At 45.1% G+C, this 18,484-nt stretch carries 23 protein-coding genes; 19 read left to right on the top strand and 4 right to left on the bottom strand.

The window, feature by feature from the left end; genetic code table 11:
- The first annotated feature begins 83 nt into the window (after positions 1-83).
- The 6 genes from JNUCC31_RS23275 to JNUCC31_RS23305 all read left to right on the top strand — a co-directional run bounded on the left by JNUCC31_RS23275 (position 84) and on the right by JNUCC31_RS23305 (position 4,204).
- The gene (locus JNUCC31_RS23275) at positions 84-626 is read left to right on the top strand and encodes an NUDIX hydrolase (protein ID WP_192265172.1); all 543 of its coding nucleotides are present in this window, start codon (positions 84-86) and stop codon (positions 624-626) included.
- Between the two features lie 60 nt (positions 627-686).
- Positions 687-1,193 carry a DUF4275 family protein gene (locus JNUCC31_RS23280; protein WP_228469204.1) on the top strand — a complete coding sequence of 169 codons (507 nt, stop codon included), beginning with the start codon at positions 687-689 and terminating at the stop codon, positions 1,191-1,193.
- 85 nt (positions 1,194-1,278) lie between these two features.
- Entirely contained in the window at positions 1,279-2,313 is a 1,035-nt protein-coding gene (locus JNUCC31_RS23285; RefSeq protein WP_192265174.1) for an alpha/beta fold hydrolase, read from the top strand.
- Positions 2,314-2,390: 77 nt separating this feature from the next.
- Positions 2,391-2,834, top strand: coding sequence for a GNAT family N-acetyltransferase (locus JNUCC31_RS23290; RefSeq protein WP_228469205.1), 444 nt, complete (start codon positions 2,391-2,393; stop codon positions 2,832-2,834).
- A gap of 54 nt (positions 2,835-2,888) precedes the next feature.
- The gene (locus tag JNUCC31_RS33510; RefSeq protein ID WP_228469206.1) at positions 2,889-3,866 is read left to right on the top strand and encodes a GNAT family N-acetyltransferase; all 978 of its coding nucleotides are present in this window, start codon (positions 2,889-2,891) and stop codon (positions 3,864-3,866) included.
- Between the two features lie 44 nt (positions 3,867-3,910).
- Positions 3,911-4,204 (top strand): RNA polymerase alpha subunit C-terminal domain-containing protein, encoded by a 294-nt coding sequence (locus tag JNUCC31_RS23305; RefSeq protein ID WP_192265176.1) that lies wholly within the window; start codon positions 3,911-3,913, stop codon positions 4,202-4,204.
- Positions 4,205-4,230: 26 nt separating this feature from the next.
- Here JNUCC31_RS23305 and JNUCC31_RS23310 read toward each other — a convergent pair whose 3' ends face one another.
- On the bottom strand, positions 4,231-5,169 hold the full coding sequence (locus JNUCC31_RS23310) for a hypothetical protein (protein WP_192265178.1): 939 nt from the start codon (positions 5,167-5,169) through the stop codon (positions 4,231-4,233).
- Positions 5,170-5,396: 227 nt separating this feature from the next.
- On the opposite strand from JNUCC31_RS23310, the gene JNUCC31_RS34150 reads away from it, so the two are divergent.
- From JNUCC31_RS34150 to JNUCC31_RS23350, 8 genes are all read left to right on the top strand, one after another.
- On the top strand, positions 5,397-5,465 hold the full coding sequence (locus JNUCC31_RS34150) for a DUF2569 family protein (RefSeq protein WP_192273269.1): 69 nt from the start codon (positions 5,397-5,399) through the stop codon (positions 5,463-5,465).
- 79 nt (positions 5,466-5,544) lie between these two features.
- Positions 5,545-6,159: a histidine phosphatase family protein gene (locus tag JNUCC31_RS23320; protein ID WP_192265180.1), complete on the top strand. Its 615-nt coding sequence runs from the start codon at positions 5,545-5,547 to the stop codon at positions 6,157-6,159.
- Positions 6,160-6,447: 288 nt separating this feature from the next.
- Positions 6,448-7,104 (top strand): pyridoxine/pyridoxamine 5'-phosphate oxidase, encoded by a 657-nt coding sequence (locus JNUCC31_RS23325; protein WP_192265182.1) that lies wholly within the window; start codon positions 6,448-6,450, stop codon positions 7,102-7,104.
- 21 nt (positions 7,105-7,125) lie between these two features.
- Complete coding sequence (locus JNUCC31_RS23330; protein ID WP_192265184.1) at positions 7,126-7,434, top strand: hypothetical protein; 309 nt, start codon at positions 7,126-7,128, stop codon at positions 7,432-7,434.
- 62 nt (positions 7,435-7,496) lie between these two features.
- Entirely contained in the window at positions 7,497-8,066 is a 570-nt protein-coding gene (locus JNUCC31_RS23335) for a GNAT family N-acetyltransferase (protein WP_192265186.1), read from the top strand.
- 294 nt (positions 8,067-8,360) lie between these two features.
- Entirely contained in the window at positions 8,361-9,329 is a 969-nt protein-coding gene (locus JNUCC31_RS23340; protein ID WP_192265188.1) for a radical SAM protein, read from the top strand.
- A gap of 214 nt (positions 9,330-9,543) precedes the next feature.
- Positions 9,544-10,530: a phosphodiester glycosidase family protein gene (locus tag JNUCC31_RS23345; RefSeq protein ID WP_192265190.1), complete on the top strand. Its 987-nt coding sequence runs from the start codon at positions 9,544-9,546 to the stop codon at positions 10,528-10,530.
- Positions 10,531-10,532: 2 nt separating this feature from the next.
- On the top strand, positions 10,533-11,546 hold the full coding sequence (locus JNUCC31_RS23350; protein ID WP_192265191.1) for a bifunctional glycosyltransferase family 2/GtrA family protein: 1,014 nt from the start codon (positions 10,533-10,535) through the stop codon (positions 11,544-11,546).
- 226 nt (positions 11,547-11,772) lie between these two features.
- Here JNUCC31_RS23350 and JNUCC31_RS23355 read toward each other — a convergent pair whose 3' ends face one another.
- From JNUCC31_RS23355 to JNUCC31_RS23365, 3 genes are read right to left on the bottom strand one after another with little or no spacing between them, the layout of a single operon-like run.
- A complete protein-coding gene (locus JNUCC31_RS23355; RefSeq protein WP_192265192.1) occupies positions 11,773-13,230 on the bottom strand; it encodes a PTS transporter subunit EIIC in 1,458 nt (485 codons plus the stop codon).
- A gap of 30 nt (positions 13,231-13,260) precedes the next feature.
- Positions 13,261-13,767, bottom strand: coding sequence for a PTS sugar transporter subunit IIA (locus JNUCC31_RS23360; RefSeq protein WP_192265193.1), 507 nt, complete (start codon positions 13,765-13,767; stop codon positions 13,261-13,263).
- The gene (locus JNUCC31_RS23365) at positions 13,764-14,648 is read right to left on the bottom strand and encodes a PRD domain-containing protein (protein WP_228469207.1); all 885 of its coding nucleotides are present in this window, start codon (positions 14,646-14,648) and stop codon (positions 13,764-13,766) included. Before JNUCC31_RS23365 ends, JNUCC31_RS23360 begins: the two co-directional genes overlap by 4 nt.
- 367 nt (positions 14,649-15,015) lie before the next feature.
- On the opposite strand from JNUCC31_RS23365, the gene JNUCC31_RS23370 reads away from it, so the two are divergent.
- The 5 genes from JNUCC31_RS23370 to JNUCC31_RS23390 all read left to right on the top strand — a co-directional run bounded on the left by JNUCC31_RS23370 (position 15,016) and on the right by JNUCC31_RS23390 (position 18,431).
- A complete protein-coding gene (locus JNUCC31_RS23370; protein WP_192265194.1) occupies positions 15,016-15,723 on the top strand; it encodes an AAA family ATPase in 708 nt (235 codons plus the stop codon).
- A 16-nt stretch (positions 15,724-15,739) separates the two neighbouring features.
- Positions 15,740-16,744 carry a translation factor GTPase family protein gene (locus JNUCC31_RS23375; RefSeq protein WP_192265195.1) on the top strand — a complete coding sequence of 335 codons (1,005 nt, stop codon included), beginning with the start codon at positions 15,740-15,742 and terminating at the stop codon, positions 16,742-16,744.
- Positions 16,741-17,226 carry a DinB family protein gene (locus tag JNUCC31_RS23380; protein ID WP_192265197.1) on the top strand — a complete coding sequence of 162 codons (486 nt, stop codon included), beginning with the start codon at positions 16,741-16,743 and terminating at the stop codon, positions 17,224-17,226. Before JNUCC31_RS23375 ends, JNUCC31_RS23380 begins: the two co-directional genes overlap by 4 nt.
- Positions 17,223-17,711 carry a cysteine hydrolase family protein gene (locus JNUCC31_RS23385; RefSeq protein ID WP_192265199.1) on the top strand — a complete coding sequence of 163 codons (489 nt, stop codon included), beginning with the start codon at positions 17,223-17,225 and terminating at the stop codon, positions 17,709-17,711. Before JNUCC31_RS23380 ends, JNUCC31_RS23385 begins: the two co-directional genes overlap by 4 nt.
- Positions 17,712-17,915: 204 nt before the next feature.
- Positions 17,916-18,431: a GNAT family N-acetyltransferase gene (locus JNUCC31_RS23390; RefSeq protein ID WP_192265200.1), complete on the top strand. Its 516-nt coding sequence runs from the start codon at positions 17,916-17,918 to the stop codon at positions 18,429-18,431.
- Positions 18,432-18,484: the final 53 nt, after the last annotated feature.

The following is an 18,484-nucleotide window of genomic DNA, read 5'->3' on the forward strand; positions in this document are numbered from 1 at the left end:
TTCTTTTTTCTTTTTTGATCTATAATGAGAGTTAGAACTTATAATGGAAGATTTATTTTACATAGAGAGGATCGGATAGAGAAATGAAGACTCTGGATCGGGAACACTTCCCGGCGCTCAGCACATCGATTCACTGGGGAATTGTTAAAGCGGAGTTTAGATTAAACGACATCGTGGATGAAACGCTGGTAAGCAATGTGAGTATCATCCCGTTTGTCGGGGAACAAGTGGTTGTTTTTCAGATCGATAACGGAAAATGGGAGCTGCCCGGAGGAACGTTGGAGGTAGGAGAGAAGTATATGGATGGACTGCAACGTGAAGTGATGGAGGAGCTCGGAGCCAAGTTGGTCACGTATCAGGTGTTTGGACAATTTCATTGCATGTCGAGTGCACCTGAGCCGTATAGACCGCATATTCCACATCCTCATTTTGTAAGACTTATTGGTTATGGAGAAGTTGAACTCGTGGGCCAACCGCTGAATCCGATGGATGGGGAACAGGTGATTGCTGTAGAGGTTGTGGAGATTGGTGAAGCGATCAGGAGATTTGAAGAACAGAATAGATATGATATTGCGGAAATGTACCGATTGGCCTATTTGTTGCGAGAAGAAGCAAACGGTGAGTAGCTGGAATGCGAGTGTATTCTAAATTTTTAACTATCTTAAATTCAATAAACTTCGGAGGTTATGATGATTAGAGATGAAATTAATGAGCTGCTGGATGCTCTACCGGACCACGAACTGAATGTGGTGTACTCGCGAATCGAGCTTGTGCACCGCAAATATATGTATAACAAAAATTTGGAGGACAAGGGAGTCCTTGTGACTGAATTGTGCGAGGAATCCGAAGAAATGATACAGAAATGGGATAATACATTTGCCAAGAACATCAGGAAAGAGGTAAAAGAGGCCATCTATTATAGCCAGTACAAGTGGCATATGTTCAGTTATGAGAAACAGGATTGCCTAACAGACGATGAAGCACGAGATGCTTTCAATGCCGAAGATAAAAATGAATTGTATGTCATGTACCAACACACGCCATTCATACAGGTATTTCAGAATGCGGATAAGGTCATTGCAGAAGATTTTGATTCGGAACAGGACATTTATATTTTTGACCAAGCGTTCACGTGGACGTATGTACATACCCATGAATCCAGGTGCGGACCGTATTTTTATAAAATGAAGTAACTAGGAGTAGTAAGGAGTAAATAAGTTAGTGAAGAGTTCGGAGTCAGCTTTTTAAACAAACGAATATCCCCGGAGGAGCCTTCTCATGTGTAAGAGGTCGATTAAAATATTCAGACGCACCATGCTTAGTATTCTTTTACTCGTAATAATCGCTCTGATCTTTCCAACTTGGACCCCAGGGATCAAGGGAGAGAACAGTATCAGCACGTTAGGACAGGTCGAGATCAATGGTGTTGGTCATGAGGTTATGATTCGCGGGGTAGATCGGAACAATCCTATCCTTCTTTTTGTACATGGTGGCCCGGGTTGCTCCGAGATTCCTTATGTAAGAAAGTATCAGCAGGAGCTTGAGCAACATTTTACCATTGTCCATTATGATCAACGTGGAAGTGGAAAGTCCTATCATTTCATGGAGGATTATTCGGATGTGACTTCAGATGTGCTTGTAGATGATTTGCTGGCATTAACGGATTACGTCACTGCCGAACTGGGGCAAAGAAAGGTTACGCTGGTCGGTCATTCATTTGGTACATACATAGGGACAAAAGCGGCGGCCAAAGCACCTGAAAAATTTGTTGCTTATATAGGTATTGGACAAGTAGCTGATACTGTGCAAAGTGAGTTGGACAGCTTAAACTATACGATCGCACAAGCGAAACAAGCAGACAGCACAGCGGATGTGGAAAGTCTGGAACGTCTTCGGGGTCCGATTGAGCGAGGCGAGCAGTACACACCAAGAAAGTTGGTTCGCAAATATGGCGGTGCGGCCAGACTTATTGATGACAACAGGGATTATATGCTCGGCTTCCTTCTGGGAACCGAATATAATGCGCTAGATGTGATTCGGTATTCCATGGGCGTGCAGGCTACACAAGAAATCCTCCTGAAGGAGGGGTTCACCACCCCTTTGCCAGACATTGTAGATCAGCTGGAGATACCGACTTATTTTGTTATGGGAAAGTATGATTATATGACGTCTCTGAATGCGGCAAGGGATTATTTCGATGAGCTTGAAGCACCCAAAAAAGATTTTGTTGTATTTGAAGAATCGGCTCATTACCCACAGTTCGAGGAGAAAGAACGATTTGCAGCATGGTTGATGGGGGTATTTAACTTTTGAATAAGCGAGGGATCTTGATGGGGCAACTTAATACTAAACTCATAACCAGACTTGCATTACCGGAGGAAGCTTCAACTGTGTTGGACCTATGGCAAGAGTCTGCCCGGTGGCTGAACTCCAAAGAGATCTATCAATGGCGTCCTGAGTATTTCAATTTGGAACAAGTGAATGAATTCATGACGGATGGATCTGACGTATATCTTGCTGAGATAAATCATGAAATCGTAGGGACGTATAGCTTAACGTGGTCAGATCCCCTGATTTGGGAAGAGCTCGACAACACCAATTCCGGGTACATACACCGATTCGCAGTGAATAGAGATTTTAGAGGGCAAAATATAGGGCTACTCCTACTAAAATCAGCAGAAGAGAACATTAGGCATAAAGGCAAGACCTTGATCAGGCTGGATTGCATGGCAGATAACCTGAGACTTAATCAATACTATAAGGACTATGGATTCCAATACATCCGCAGAATGAAACAAGGGAACTGGAGTGCCAGTCTGTATGAAAAAAGATGATGGTATCTCTAACGACTTCGTTAAGCTCGTAAGTGTATAAAAGGGGGATTATTCATGCTTTTATCCTATCATCCAATGAAAATAGCTGATGCAGAAAAAATCGTTACCTGGAAGTATGAAGAGGAATACGCGATGTACAGTTTCTCTGAATCCAATGAAGATATTCAAGAATTAATGAAAGGGGAGTACTTTTCAGTCCTGGATGAACTGGAGAGGGTAGTAGGATTTATTTGTTGTGGGGAATCAGCACGTGTACCGGGAGGAACCTTAATCGGACTGTATCAAGAAGAAGGATATCTGGATATAGGCCTTGGATTAGATCCAGATCTGACAGGGCAAAAGCTAGGATCGGTATTCCTTAAACAAAGTTTAGCATTCTTGCAAAACCAATTTCATAGTTCTCATTTTCGACTGGTGGTTGCCACATTCAACGAACGAGCAATTAAAGTGTATGAGCGGATAGGCTTTAAAAGAGATAAGGAGTTTTATAGCAAAGTGCATGACGAGGACATGTTATTTATCAGTATGAAACTGGAAATGCCCTGCTACTCTTTTGAAGAAATAACGGAGCAGGATTTGACTGAAGTCAGAGAAATATATAATTACTACGTTTCCAACACGACTATCTCGTTTCATACCGAAGAATTGACTCTGGAAGAAATTAAAGCATCTGTCATGAACAAAAATCCTCGTTTTAAATCGTTTGTCATTAAAGAAGAGGACGAAATTCAAGGGTATGTGCTAATTACCCAATACAAGAGCAAACAAGCCTATGACTTCTCGGGAGAAGTAACCATTTATTTGAAACCGGATATTGTAGGGAAGGGCATTGGTGGAACGGCACTGCGATTTATAGAGGATGTTGCGCGCGAGCAAGGGTTCTACACCTTGATTGCTACGGTATGCATGGAAAACACACGCAGCAAGTCTCTGTTCGAAAAGCATGGATATGAGCAATGTGCGATGTTTAAAGACGTGGGATATAAATTTGATCGCAGATTGGATATTGGTAGTTTCCAAAAGGTGTTGTAACGTATGAATCTCGTTATCTGATAAAACAGAAAGGTGCGAGCTGCATGGCAAACGATAAAGGAACATTAAGAACATGCGAACACGGGCATTCCTATTACAAAAGTAGCGATTGTCCAACCTGTCCGGTCTGTGAGAAGGAACGGAAACCGAAAGAGGGATTTCTCTCATTGCTGTCGGCACCCGCTAGACGTGCACTGGAGAATCAGGGAATTACGACGTTGCAAAAACTCTCGCAATACACAGAAAAAGAGATTCTGAAGCTGCACGGGATTGGGCCTTCTACGATCCCCAAACTTCGACAAGCACTCGAAGAAGAGGGATTATCTTTTAATAAATAACCCTCTTCACTCTTAATCTAATCTCCCTAAACCAAACCTGAAGCCAATTCCTCAACCGTCACCTGATACAACCCATTCCCATCACTAAGGAGCAAACGGTTTTGGCGAAGATCCTGTCTCGCCTGCTTGAACGGTTTATTTTGTTCATTCACGAACTCAATCTTTTGCCCTTTTGTAAGTATTCCAGGCTTCTCCATTTTCTTGAGAACAAACGTCCCGTGTTTACCATACCCGGCATCGAACAAAAAATGATACCCATCCGTACACAATCCGGAAGAGCCGGATATGTTCGGATTGATCAATGTAACCTTGGGTTGCCGGGTACCGCCGGAAACACATCCAAGCTCGAAATCCGTATAAAAATAAAACCAGATTTGGTTTTCATTCACCACATTGAGTGCATAACAATCGGCAATATCTGCTGCATGATCCTCGTACAGCTTGTTGCCATGTTCATCCCAGGCCAGAAGCCCACGCGAGCCAATGGGGTCGCTCCATCCGTAGTTACCAAACACACCTTCGTCAAAGTAACTCGTCCAGATCGTTCCTTTCTCCGTTACCTGAACGCTCTGAATGCCATCCCCAAGTAGAAACTCACGGATCGTATTTCCATTAAAATCACACACTTTGGCATTCAGATCATACCGATCATTCCCATAATGGGCGCAGCGCGCTCCGACAAGCAGCAGGTGATCATGAAGCGGCTGTACGTAATGATAATTAAATGTTTGCCCCCAAATAACAACTTCCTCTATGTGTTGATCCGTCACAATCAGAACTTTGTACGTGTGGGTTTGTTTTAATTTAGCTTGCACGAACATGTCCCGTTCCCTTTCCGGAATTTGGTTTATGAGTAGCACATAGACCCGACCATCGCCGCCCCACTGAGTGGAAACTATCTCGAAGCCTTCTGTATACACCGAAATATCTGCAAAGGGCAGAAGCTTTACCTTGGAATTGGACATAGTCTGATCATTCCTCCTTGAACGTTAGTACAGATGTGCCATCTGCACGAGTTAAGTACAGTATGCAGGAAGAATACCCTGCCGAACACGGCGTAAGTATAGCGAAGGATCTTTTTATCGACTGGAAATGGGTATCGTTTTGCTTCCTTGCATTGTATAATAAGACGGTTGTGTAAATTACACGTGGAAATGTTAATGTTAGCTCAATCTGACTATAATCACCCGTTGTGGGGTCCTCGATATGGATTCCTTACTTTATAAAGTCAGATCGAGTTCACAATACGTTTGTCAGATAAAAACATAAGCCCCGACCTAAGATGGAAGATCTATGGTCGGGGTTTGTTATAAGAGGATTCAAATAGAGGAGGAGATAAATTGAAGATTTTCTTAGTAAGACATGGGATGGATGAGGACGGATACAGAGGTGGCTGGAGTCAGCGAGGACTCATTGAGCAAGGCATTATTCAATCGGAGAGACTCGGAGATTACCTGCAACATCATTCAGAACAATATAAGATAAACACGTTAATTAGCAGTGATCTTCCGCGTGCAGTACAGACTGCAGAAGTGCTTGAAAAAAGGCTCAACATAAAAGCACATTACCTGAAAGACTGGGGAGAAATGAACAATGGAGATTTGGCTGGAATGCCAAACAAGGAAGCAGAAGTGAAATATGCAGGAGTTTATTTTAACACTCTTGGCATGGATACCCCGTTTCCAGGAGGAGAGAGTCCTCGAAATTTTTATAACAGAATATGTACATCCTTTCGGGATTTATGCAGAAGTATAGAGGAGCAGAAGATAGAATCGAATGTTCTACTGGTAACGCACGGCGGAGTAATCAACATCCTTTATTATCTCTTAGGAAACCAAGATTGGACCAATACATCGGAGTTTCATTCTATAGGCAATACCAGTGTTCATACGGTTGAAAAAGGAGTAAATGGTTGGGAGTTTAGCTGTATGAATATGATGAGTCATCTAGGTTAGAAAAGGTTGTATATAAAAACAATTTTCACAACAGTTAATTCTTTTTAGTCATAATAAAGACTGCCGACAGGTGCCGTCAGTCTTTATATTAATTATTTAACCAATTTGAAGCAGACGTACGATTTCACCGTCTATTAGTTCTTCACTCACTTTTATAAAGCCTAAAGATTCATACAACTTTCCCGCAATTGGATTGTCTGGTCGGTGTCCAATATCAAAACAAATAGTTGAGAACATGGCCTACTACGCTACAATGGAATGAAATGGAAGTCTAAGGGGGTTGCTGTTATGAGTGATAAATCTAGTGATTTGTTGCGTGGATTGAAGTCCTTGTCTGGACCTTTTCCGACTTGGGATACCGAACAGTTACCGGATCGACCGAGGGAGCTTTTTCTGGAATGGCTGAGACTGGCTATAGATTACGGTGTGAAAGAACCTCATGGGATGACGATCTCGACAGTGGACTCGAATGGTTTTCCAGATGCACGAGTATTAATCTTGAAAGACGTAGTTGACGAAGCTTTTTATTTTGCATCTGGATCGGAGAGTCGAAAAGGACAGCAGCTGGAGAACAATCCGCAGGTGGCACTGACCTTTTATTGGCCTGCGCTGGGCAGACAGATTCGAATAAGGGGGATCGCTGAGGATATGGGAGAGGAAGCGGGGGCGGCCGATTTTAGGAAAAGATCGGCAGGGGCACGCGCAGTTGCGATGACAGGAAGGCAGAGTCAGGAGCTTGAGAGCGAGGAAGAATTGGAACGTGCCATTACCGCTCAGAAGGAACGAATCAGCCGAGATTCTGATGTTATTACACCGAATTGGAGACTGTACGCCGTGAACGCACAGGAAGTTGAATTCTGGCAGGGAGACCCAGAGCGAAAGCATGTGCGAATTCAATATATTCTGCATCAAGGGCAATGGAAGTACCAGAGGTTATGGCCGTGATTTTATAAAGGGGGAATATGTGTGAGTCGTAGAACTACAGGGACACTTCTGCTGGTCATAGCGGCATTTCTGTACAGTGTTCGATATTTGAGTGCTGCCATTTTTGGTTCTGGTGTGGCTTCGTGGAATTCGGAATTGTTTCAGGAGATGCTGAATTATGTTGGAACCGCTCCGCAAAGTTGGAGTATAGCTGCTTTAATCCTGGGCTTGTTCTATTTAATATGGGCGGAATATGAAGCAACCAGCTCCAAAACCAAAGAAAGTCTCAAGCGTTTTATGAGTCATGGAATTGTAGATCAAGAAGCGGAAAGCCAGAACAAAACAGAATAAATGGATAGTGTGATTCCTTATCAATAACGGTACTAATTTGAATAAGCCGGGGAGGCATACATATGAAGTCCATTGAAAGTTATTTTGACCCATTTCCTATATTGGAAACAGAACGATTGCTCCTAAGGCCCGTTACCTATGCTGATCTGGATGAGATGTACCGTTATTGCGCGGTTCCTGCTGTATCGGAGTACACAACTTGGGACGCACATCAGAGCAAGGAGGATACCAAAGCCTTTATTGATTTTGTCATGAGTCGATATGAGGTGGATAAGCTGGGGCCATGGGGGATTGAGGATAAACAAACGAAGAAGTTGATTGGCAGCTGCAATTATTTGGAGTGCGACAGCAACAGTATGAGGGTGGAATTGGGTTACGTGTTATCCAATGAGTACTGGGGTCGTGGAATTATGACGGAAGCGGTTAGCCGAATCATTCAATTTGGATTTGAAGACATCGGGTTGGAACGAATTCAGGCCAAATGTCTGATAGGTAACATCGGTTCCGCAAAGGTCATGGAAAAGACAGGCATGAAATTCGAAGGCGTTTTACGGAAGTATATGAAAATTAAAAACGAAATGCAGGATTTGAAACTGTATGCGATGACCAGAGAAGATTTTCAATCGTTATAACCTGCTGAATGGTAATAACGTCATTTGATAAATTTGTACTCGAAGGTGGCTATGAAAATTTAATGATTTTATCCATGGTGCTCGATCAGCGAGACCGTGTGTCATTCCTGATGATTGCAGACTATGATTTTGCATATCATCCTGAGCATAGATGGACTGAAAATCAATAAAATGGCTGGGGGTTATTCTTTTCTTCACATCCCAACGTACATAATGTCATATCGGGCATCGACCGTGATCCGCTATAATCTCCAAGTTGAAAAACATGGAACAGGAATCGGGAGGTACATCGAATTGACAGCGAAAAACAGATATAAATCACTTGAACTTGAATCACCCGGTGTATATGAACTAGAAGGACTGGAGGTGGGCGTGACCTCCAATTGCAATTACAAATGCGACTATTGCTGCGCGTACAATCGGGACGATGGGCAATGCATCGGAAGTCAGGAAGTGATTCGCATCATCAGTGAGCTTCCGCGGCTCAAGCGAGTGCGTTTATCCGGGGGAGAAGTAACTCTGAAATATCAGGATTGTCTGGACATTGTGACGTATTGCGGCGCACATGGCATCGACACGCAATTAAATACCAATGCCAGCTTGCTAACGGAAGAACGAATTCATGCTTTGCGTGATGCCGGCTTGTCCAATATTCATATATCGTTCAACTATACAGATCGGGATGCATATGCTGCCTATTACCGTGTACATCCCCGCATGTATGAGCGATTGGAGCACAACATTCGTCTTTGTACCGAGGCGGGGCTGGAAACTGTGCTAGAAACGCTGCTATTTGAAGGCACCCAAGCGAACATGCAGGCCATTAGCGATAAAGTCTATGATCTGGGTGTACGCATTCATGAAATCCAGAATAGTATTGTGATGCCACATAGTCAATGGAGCCAGATTGCTTCCAAAGAATCACTCATCCACTCCGTAAACGAGCTGATTAAGTACAAGAAGGAAGATACAACGTTATATTTTACCTGTATGGATCGTTTCGCTGAACAACTGGGTTTGCGTGAACAGCCAGGTGTGTACTTCTCCAATTGTGTGGATGGAACCAAGCAGCTGCATTTGCACGGCAACGGGGATATTCTCATCTGTGAGCTATGCCATCCGGTCGTGATTGGTAATATCTATGAGGGTACGTCTTTGAGAGATATTTATATCAAACAGCCTCAAGCGTTAACGGATTATTTAGAAAAGAAGCCCTGCCCTGCATACGATGCTCTTTTTGCAGGTGAACAATCAGGCTTATAACAAACAGCTTGGTATCGTACTGCCCCCTATTGGGGTATACATATGTGGATTAAAATCCATTCATATCATTCAAATGGAAGGTTGCCTGATCTCCATAACGGAGAACAGCGTAATCTTCTTTTTTTTGCATTCCCAATGTTTCAGATTCATTTAAGCTTGCCCGCCTATGATGAGCCTTAAGAACCTAGAACTTAGATGAAGAGGTGAGTTTCACATGATGAAGATCTATCCAAAACCCAACAAGAACGATCCCAATAAAAATGCAAAACCAAGGCGCAAATGGCTGATGATCACGCTTGTTATTGTTCTGGGCCTTGGTGCCGTGGTATACAGCCTGGCAGACCGCTACTTAATCCGGCATGTACAGGTTGTTGTAGCGGATGACAATATATCTGCAACCGGCACCTCCAGTGATACTTCAACCACGGCGACTGAAGTGAATGCAACGTCAGATGACTGGAACTATTCCAGCGATGATATGCAAGTCAAGATCGACAAGGTGCAGACGGGCTCAGGCTCAGATCAGATCACGTATTACGTCGCAGATGTACAGCTAACAGATGCGAGCAGCCTGCGCTCGGCTCTGGCAGATAACAGTTTTGGCACGAATATTACCGAAAACACTTCAGAGATTGCAGCGGCCAACAATGCCATCTTTGCGATCAATGGTGACTATTACGGCTTCCGTGATGATGGGGTAATTATCCGCAATGGTACGGTATATCGGGATGATCCGGTTCGTGATGCGATGGCGCTATTCAGTGACGGTACGATGAAAACGTATAACGAGACGGAAGAATCCTCATCGGAACTGCTGGCGGAAGGCGCGACCAATACATTATCTTTTGGGCCCATTCTGATTCAGGACGGTGAGATTGTAAGTGACTTCAGCAGTGTGAAAATCGATAACAACTTTGGTAACCGGTCGATCCAGGATGCGAATCCAAGAACGGCAATCGGCATAATCGCCCCGAATCATTACGTATTTGTTGTGGTTGACGGACGACAGGATGACAGCCGTGGCATGACCTTGGCAGAGCTTGCCGATGTCATGAAAGGTCTAGGAGCAACGGAAGCCTACAATCTGGACGGCGGCGGCTCATCCACGATGTATTTCATGGGCCGGGTTGTTAATAATCCGCTGGGGAGAAATCAGGAACGCGGCGTAAGTGACATCCTTTATCTGAAAGAAGGACAATGATCATGACGATATTAATTCCATCATACGAACCGGATGTTCGTTTATTGAATCTCATTTTACAGTTGCAGACGTTTCAGTTAGGACCCATTGTCATTGTAGATGATGGCAGCGGGCCAGGTTACCGGGGGATTTTCGAGACGGCAGAAGCCTATGGGTGTACAGTCCTGACACATACAGTTAATCTGGGCAAAGGACGTGCGCTCAAGACAGGATTCCAATATATCAAGGAACATGGCCTACAGGGCGGTATCATATGCGCAGACAGTGACGGACAGCATCTGCCGCATGATATCAAACGCATCTTCGATGTACTATTGGAGCAGACTGCGCCGGGCATTGTGCTGGGAAGCCGTCGATTCAGTGGAACCATTCCAGCGCGCAGCCGTTTTGGCAACACGGTCACACGAGGCGTCTTTTCGCTCACGACAGGTACCAAAGTATATGACACACAGACAGGCCTGCGAGGTTTTCCGTACTCAATGCTGGATTGGCTGTGCCGGATTCCGGGGGAACGATTTGAATACGAAATGAACATGCTGCTGACAGCGCATAAAGAAGGGTATGAGATCACGGAGGAGTTTATTGATACGGTCTATCTGGATCATAACAAATCCTCTCATTTTCGCCCGTTGGTGGATTCATTCCGCATTTATATGCCGATTCTAATGTTCAGTACGTCTTCGGTGTTATCGGCTTTGATCGATTTTGGCTTACTGTTCGTGATCCAGTACTTCACGCATAATCTGTTCCTGTCGGTCGTTGCAGCGAGACTTTGCAGCTCCATCTTCAACTATACAATTAATCGGAAATATGTATTTTCAGCCGGGAAAACATCCAAGGTTCGTCAGTCTTTACCGAAATACTTCTCGCTGGTCATTCTCGTGCTGCTGTTAAATTACGGATTGTTGTACTTCTACAATGAAAAACTAATTATTCCGCTGATTGCAGCGAAGCTGTTAACGGAGGTGTCGATTTTTGTGTTCAGCTATTGGGCGCAGCGCAGATTTGTGTATTAACACAGAGAGAGTGAGCGCAAAGCTTGCTCTTTTTTTTCAACGCTGATGCTTTTCCGGAATTGCTTCGTTCTCTCCGCTGCTTCGTGCTAACCCCTACCTCATAAACCAAAAGAAGACATGGCCACTCAAAAGAATATCCTGCGCTTCTTGGTTAACAAAAAAAGGTCGAGAACAGGGTGAACCTACCCTTGTTCTCGACCTTTTTAAACTCAAAGGAGGACGAGCGTTACATCAGCTTCTTAATCTCATCCTTCAGGATTTCGGACTGGGTGCCGAAGATGACCTGCACTGCTCCGCCACCGAGCCTCATGACGCCGGAAGCGCCAAGCTGTTTGAGGACCTGGTCGTTGACGGCTTTGTCGTCCCTAACAACAAGTCGGAGGCGAGTGATGCAGGCGTCGATGCTCTCGATATTATCTGTTCCCCCGATCCCTGCGAGCACTTTGCCAGCCTTGGTGTCGGCAGACGCCGCTGCCACGGCGGAAGCATCAGTGGGGACATCCGCATCATAAGCGTCATCCTCGCGCCCCGGCGTTTTCAGGTTGAACTTCACAATCATGAACCGGAACAGGAAATAATAGACGACCGCGAATGCGAGTCCGACCGGGATCATGAGCAGCGGATTGGTCGACAGCTTCATGTTCACGAGGTAATCGATCAGACCTGCTGAGAAGGCGAAGCCCAGCTTAACATTCAGCAGGTACATGATCAGAGCCGCTGCTCCGGTAAGAATAGCGTGCACCACATACAGCAGAGGCGCCGCGAACATGAAGGAGAACTCGAGCGGCTCGGTAATACCCGTTAAGAACGAAGCCACCGCTGCGCCGATAAAGATCGAAGCGACCATTTTGCGCTTTTCAGGCCTGGCTGTATGAATCAAGGCAAGCGCCGCCGCCGGAAGAGCGAACATCATAATCGGGAAGAAGCCAGACATGAACATGCCTGCCGTAGGGTCTCCGTTGAAGAAGCGGGTCAGGTCGCCGTGCACGACTTCCCCGGCTGCATTGGTATAATCCCCGATCTGAAACCAGGCGATGGAGTTGAGGACATGATGCAGACCGAGCGGGATGAGCAGGCGGTTGGCGATCATGAACACCATGGAGCCAACGCCGCCAAAGCCTACAATCCAGGTGCCGAAAGCGCCGATGGCATCCTGAATCGGGCTCCAGACCATGCCGATCAGGATGGCCAATACCAGCATGGAGCCGGCGGTGACCATCGGCACAAAGCGTTTGCCGGAGAAGAAGCCGAGCCAGTCAGGAAGCTTGATATTGTGGTATTTTTTATACATATAGGCTGCAAGCAGTCCGGCAAATATCCCGCCCAATACGCCCGTATCCAGCTTGACATCGTCAGGAATATAGTCGAATACACCTGGAACGGCTCCCAGAATTCGGATCAGCACCATATAAGCGATCAGGGCGGAGAGCGCGGCGACCGCATCCCCCGCAAGTCCGATTGCCACCCCGATGGCGAAGATGAGCGCAAGGTTGCCGAAGATCGCCCCCGCTCCCTCATTCAGGAATGGAGCTACATACTGATTGAGAAATCCCCCGATCACGGGACCGAGCGGAATGTCCTTTTCATAATTAAGAAGACCGAGGCCTTGAAGAATACCTGCCGCAGGCAGGGTTGCCACAGGAAGCATCAGGGATCTTCCCAGCTTTTGCAGTGCTTTCAGCATATTGTTCTTCCTTTCTTTTTTTGATTTATGTTATTTGGGCAAGCTGACTTTCATGATAGTTCCCAAGCCTGCTTCTACGTTGCCATACTCCGGGTGTGACTCCCACGGCTGTTCTGCCGCATTCGCAACGATGACAGGGGTGATGACCGGATAACCGGCCGAAGCGATCGCATTCAGGTCAAATTCGATCAGGGTCTGACCGACAGTGACCTGATCCCCGATCTGTACTTGGGGTGTGAAGCCCTGTCCTTTCAGGCTGACAGTATTCATACCGATATGCAGCAGCAGCTGCAGTCCGGAAGCATGCTCAATCATTACGGCATGATGCGATTTGATCAGGTGCACCACAGTGCCGTCGATAGGGGCGACCAGCCTGCCCTCCTGGGGAATCACTGCAACTCCCGGTCCCATAAGTCCTTGCGCGAACGCTTCGTCAGGCACTTCTTCCAAACTGACGCAGGTTCCGGTGAGCGGGGAGGCGACGGATATTGTCTCAGATGTTTTGGCAGATTTGTTGTTTTTCCATTTCCAGATCATTGTGTGTTGTCCTTTCTGTTGTTGGTTTTGGCATGGGTTTGAAAAAGCCGGTATAAATGCATGGCGAGAAAAGCCGTTTCTTCCTCGGGTACCTCTGTACCCAAATCCTCGGCCATTACAGCGCTCAGTTTTCTGGCCAGCTGGTATTCGGACGGATACTCATTTTGCACATATTGTGCGAAGGTGGGGGCCGTCATCGGCTGCTGATACAGGCGTTCCATGGAAAAGCGCAGGTGTATCATGAGTCTTGCCTGAATAAGGCTGCCCTGCTCAAAGCGAACGCCACCCTCCTCTTCAATAATGGACTGAAGCTTGCTGATCACATTTGATACCTTAACCAGCTGTCCGACAGGAACGTGGTTTACGGAGGAGTACACATGGTATGTCAGGAACCCGGCCTCATCCTCCGGGACCTCTACGCCAAAGGCCTCTCCGATCATGGCCGCCGCTTCCGAGGCGATTTCGAATTCTTTCGGAAAACTGAGCTTTGTCTCCATAAGGAAAGGATTCAGAATCTCCATCCCGTTGCGGATCCGATATAAGGTGAACTGAATATGACTCGGAAGAGCAAGGTAGATCTTGTCATTCAGCTTGCCAGGAAACTGATCAGTGATGAGACGGATAATCCGGTCAGAGATGTCGATGACATCCGGGTCCAAGTCCTTCATCAGCTCCTGCGCCTGCCCCCACTCCTCCCGGTCCTCCAGGCGGAACCTTTTCTCAATCCGCGGATCATCGGCCTGAACGGTGCTTTCCCCCTTGAACGCAAATCCCAACCCTTTGCCGATCAGCACGTACTCCTTGGTATTCTGGTGCGACCGGGCCAGAACAATATTGCTGCCGACGACCCGCTCCACCTGCAGCATCATTCCTTTACTCACGGTTCACAGCCTCCTCGTTTCTAAAGTTAACGCTTTCATTCAGGAACGTCAAAAAGAGCCAAGAAGCGAGTATGGTCTCGTCGCTTCTTGGCTCATGCCCTCTGGGGTGGTAACACGCCAATTCATTTTATGTTTTTATGCAGAACGTTCTTCCTACATCATATAGGAGCTGATATGACACCGTCAACCATAATTTTGTCATCCGTCTTTTCGTCGTTTAATATAGGGAATGTGTAAATGAAAAGGTACCTGCCGTATTTGATGAAAAAGGAGCCATGTTCACATTCTAAGGTGGAATGTTTGTGATCCGTTGTTGAATCGTGTTCGGGTAGACCGGGCCAAATCTAACATGAATAGGAGCATGCATATGTATCTTCGAAGTGTGGAGTTACTATCCGATAAAGTGGAAAATCCAGATCAATATCCGTTTCATATACCGGCAATACAGTCATTGCAGCGATTGGAATTCAGGAATAACATTACTTTTTTTGTTGGTGAAAATGGATCAGGCAAGTCCACATTACTGGAGGGAATTGCTCACCAGTGTGGATTCAATACAGCCGGGGGAGGAAGGAATAACTTCTATGAGATGGACGCATCCGAATCTTCATTAGGGGAATATTTGCGACTGTCCTGGTTGCCGAAAATATCGAAAGGCTTCTTCATGCGCTCCGAGTCATTTTACCAATTTGCTTCGCATGTGGATGAGGTGGGTTCCCTTGAATATTATGGCGGGCGTTCGCTGCATGAACAGTCGCACGGGGAGTCTTTTCTGAATCTGTTTGTGAATCGGTTTAATTCGAAAGGGATTTATCTGCTCGATGAACCCGAAGCCGCTTTATCACCAGCCCGGCAACTATCCTTGCTGCGGATTCTTTATGATCTGTCAGATCATTCTCAATTTATAATCGCGACGCATTCACCCATTCTTCTCGGTTATCCGGGGGCAGACATATTGAATTTTGACGATAGCCGGATTCAGGAAATGGCTTATGAAGAGACGGAGCATTACCAGATTACCCGCAGTTTTCTGGAGAACCGCAAACGAATGCTGGACGAATTATTCAAGGATTAGTGAAGGAGTGACTCATGTGCGTACGATTAATCTCTCTGATCCATATATGACAGTTATCATTCAGCAGCCGAAGACCAAAGAAGAGGTTAAGAAAGTATTGCTGGGTTTAAAAAAGTGTGCAGAAGAAGATTCAGATTTCGTGGTATATACCCAGGATACTCGGAAGCAGATCATTATTGCGGGACAAGGGGAACAGCAATTGCAAGAAAGAATCGGACGTCTAAGAGATGAGTTTGGTTTGGAAATAGATGCTCTGAAACCGCAGGTTCTCTATAAGACATCGATACAAGAAACAGTTCAATCTGAAGGAAGATATGTTAGACAGACGGGAGGGATACATCAGTACGGTCACTGTTGGATCAAGCTTGAACCCAAATCAAGGGATAGCGGTTTTGAGTTTATAAATAAAATTATCGATGATTATGTTATACCTGATGAATATATTCCCCCGGTCAGGAGCGGAATCGAAGAAATGATGATCAGAGGTATATTAGGCCATTTTCCAGTGGTAGATGTAAAAGTAACGCTGTTCGATGGATCGTTTCATTCATTCGATTCGAAAGTAATGTCGTTTAAAATTGCAGCATCCTTGGCATTCCGTGATGGTTTTAAACGAGCCAACCCCGTACTTCTTGAGCCTGTAATGAAGGTATCCATGACTACTATGAAAAACCAAATTCCAGGTTACTTGGAAGTGTTACCTTCACTTAGAGCACGAAACATAAACTTTGATTCTGAAAATGGGAAGAGCATAATCTCGGCAGATATTCCTTTAAAAGAATGGTTGAGTTTCCATGAGCAATGTCATGAATTACCTGTAACAAATGATCATTATGCAATCGAGTTTGGATATTACGACGCAGTTCCAGTGCATCTTTACGAAACAATAATCCAAGAATCAAACCTAGAAGATGCGTACTATACCGATTTGTTTGGCTGGGAGAAGTGGGGCAAGGAAAACGAGGAAAGGTATTTGAACGATTTCATAGAGACATTTTGGGAGGAGGGGTGCCAAACATGAGTACCAAACTAGTATTGTTGGATCAACTGGCCGCATGTCATCATGACAAGAGCTGGTTTATGCCGCTGGACGAGATGTTATGTGATGTAACCGCTGCGCAGGCCTTATGGCTGAATGAAGAGGGGCAATCAATCTGGAGGCTGGTGAATCATCTGACTTTCTGGAATGAAACATGGTTGGATCGGTTTATCAAGGGTGAAGTGGCTTTGGACAATAGCATAAATAATGATGAAACGTTCTATGTTAACCCATCCCAGGTAAGTGAAGAAGAGTGGCAGAAGAGCATTGAACGAATTGGAGTAACATTTAGTCGCTGGATACAGGCTGTAGAGGATAGTGATGATGCAAAACTGGGGATGACCATCCCATCGTACTTCAACGCCCCATGGTGGAATGTCATATCCAATGTGTGTATTCATAATGCATATCATATTGGACAGATCATGATGTTGAGAAAGAAAGTAAGAGGAGAGATGATATGAAAATCGGTTTCCTGATTGTGGATATGCAAGAGAGTATTGTAAGGAATCAGTTGGATCAAAAAGCAATAGACCACGCTTGTGAATATATCAATCATGTTGCAGACGTGCTTCGTTCGAGCGACCATGTTGTCGTTCATGTACAAGACGTGGAAGGGATGGAAAATTCAAATTCTGAGGCGTATCGTATTATTTCTGAGGTGGATGTGGATGAGAAGGATCTGACTATTGCGAAGGAAAGTTCCAATGCATTCTGGCAGACAGATCTGGAGAAAATTTTGAAGAGCCACGGTATTGAGCTGTTGATTATCGCAGGGTTTGCCGCGGAGGAATGTGTGTTATTTACCTATAATGGTGCGATGGAACGAGGATTTAGACCGGTCATGTTGCAAAATGGGATTCTCAGTACGCATCCCGAAGCGGTGATTTCGACCTATAGGGACCGGAACGTGATTTCTTATCCTGTGGTTGGTTATCTAATCAAATAATTAAAAGCACCCATGGACGCGACGATGTCGTGTCCGGTTTTGGTTATACATAACTTTTTAAGATGGAGAGTGTACTTTACTGTTTAAATTAAACTTTACCTATATCTGTTAGGATTGAAGCGATATATTAAGGGAGGTAGGAGAAAGCCCGTTATTTAACCAATATACAAAAGCGGATTATTAATAAGGAAGAGGTGTAATGACATGAATGTTCAAATCACCAGAATCGATAACAGTCAAAAAGAATTATTTTTAAACCTGTACAACCTGTATCTATATGATCTGTCCGAATTCTCGGGGGAGGATTTGCTTGAAGAGGGAAAGTACGATCCAACGAATACCTATCTCTATCTGGAACGAGCGGAATTACATCCGTTTTTTATTCAATATGAGGGGAAGGTTATCGGATTTGTGCTGGTTTGCTCTCCTCCATATGTAGATGATGATGTAGATTATACGGTACAAGAACTGTTTCTGGTCAAAAAATATCGTGGACAGGGATTGGCGACTCAAGCGGTTAATCGGGTGTTTGCACAATTTCAGGGCAGATTCAAAGTGGAGCAACTTGCTAACAACCAATCCGCTGTTTCGTTCTGGAAAAAATACTATGAACATCATCACATTGAATATGTCGAGTCTGAATATAGCATTGAAATCGAGAATGTCGCTGGCAGCCATCGGATTCTGTCACAGTCATTTGTATATGCAAGAACGGACTAGGTTAATGTGAAGCGTGATAGGAAGGAAGATTGATTTGTTTATTATATTAGCTT

Source organism: Paenibacillus sp. JNUCC-31, from assembly GCF_014844075.1.
In the GTDB taxonomy this organism is placed as follows: Bacteria; Bacillota; Bacilli; order Paenibacillales; family Paenibacillaceae; genus Paenibacillus.

Coding starts and splice junctions, on each gene's coding strand:
- JNUCC31_RS23325 (WP_192265182.1), top strand. CDS start 6,448: ATGAGTGATAAATCTAGTGATTTGTTGCGTGGATTGAAGTCCTTGTCT.
- JNUCC31_RS33510 (WP_228469206.1), top strand. CDS start 2,889: ATGCTTTTATCCTATCATCCAATGAAAATAGCTGATGCAGAAAAAATC.
- JNUCC31_RS23345 (WP_192265190.1), top strand. CDS start 9,544: ATGATGAAGATCTATCCAAAACCCAACAAGAACGATCCCAATAAAAAT.
- JNUCC31_RS23350 (WP_192265191.1), top strand. CDS start 10,533: ATGACGATATTAATTCCATCATACGAACCGGATGTTCGTTTATTGAAT.
- JNUCC31_RS23305 (WP_192265176.1), top strand. CDS start 3,911: ATGGCAAACGATAAAGGAACATTAAGAACATGCGAACACGGGCATTCC.
- JNUCC31_RS23355 (WP_192265192.1), bottom strand. CDS start 13,230: ATGCTGAAAGCACTGCAAAAGCTGGGAAGATCCCTGATGCTTCCTGTG.
- JNUCC31_RS23280 (WP_228469204.1), top strand. CDS start 687: ATGATGATTAGAGATGAAATTAATGAGCTGCTGGATGCTCTACCGGAC.
- JNUCC31_RS23360 (WP_192265193.1), bottom strand. CDS start 13,767: ATGATCTGGAAATGGAAAAACAACAAATCTGCCAAAACATCTGAGACA.
- JNUCC31_RS23285 (WP_192265174.1), top strand. CDS start 1,279: ATGTGTAAGAGGTCGATTAAAATATTCAGACGCACCATGCTTAGTATT.
- JNUCC31_RS23335 (WP_192265186.1), top strand. CDS start 7,497: ATGAAGTCCATTGAAAGTTATTTTGACCCATTTCCTATATTGGAAACA.
- JNUCC31_RS23370 (WP_192265194.1), top strand. CDS start 15,016: ATGTATCTTCGAAGTGTGGAGTTACTATCCGATAAAGTGGAAAATCCA.
- JNUCC31_RS23385 (WP_192265199.1), top strand. CDS start 17,223: ATGAAAATCGGTTTCCTGATTGTGGATATGCAAGAGAGTATTGTAAGG.
- JNUCC31_RS23380 (WP_192265197.1), top strand. CDS start 16,741: ATGAGTACCAAACTAGTATTGTTGGATCAACTGGCCGCATGTCATCAT.
- JNUCC31_RS23275 (WP_192265172.1), top strand. CDS start 84: ATGAAGACTCTGGATCGGGAACACTTCCCGGCGCTCAGCACATCGATT.
- JNUCC31_RS23310 (WP_192265178.1), bottom strand. CDS start 5,169: ATGTCCAATTCCAAGGTAAAGCTTCTGCCCTTTGCAGATATTTCGGTG.
- JNUCC31_RS23390 (WP_192265200.1), top strand. CDS start 17,916: ATGAATGTTCAAATCACCAGAATCGATAACAGTCAAAAAGAATTATTT.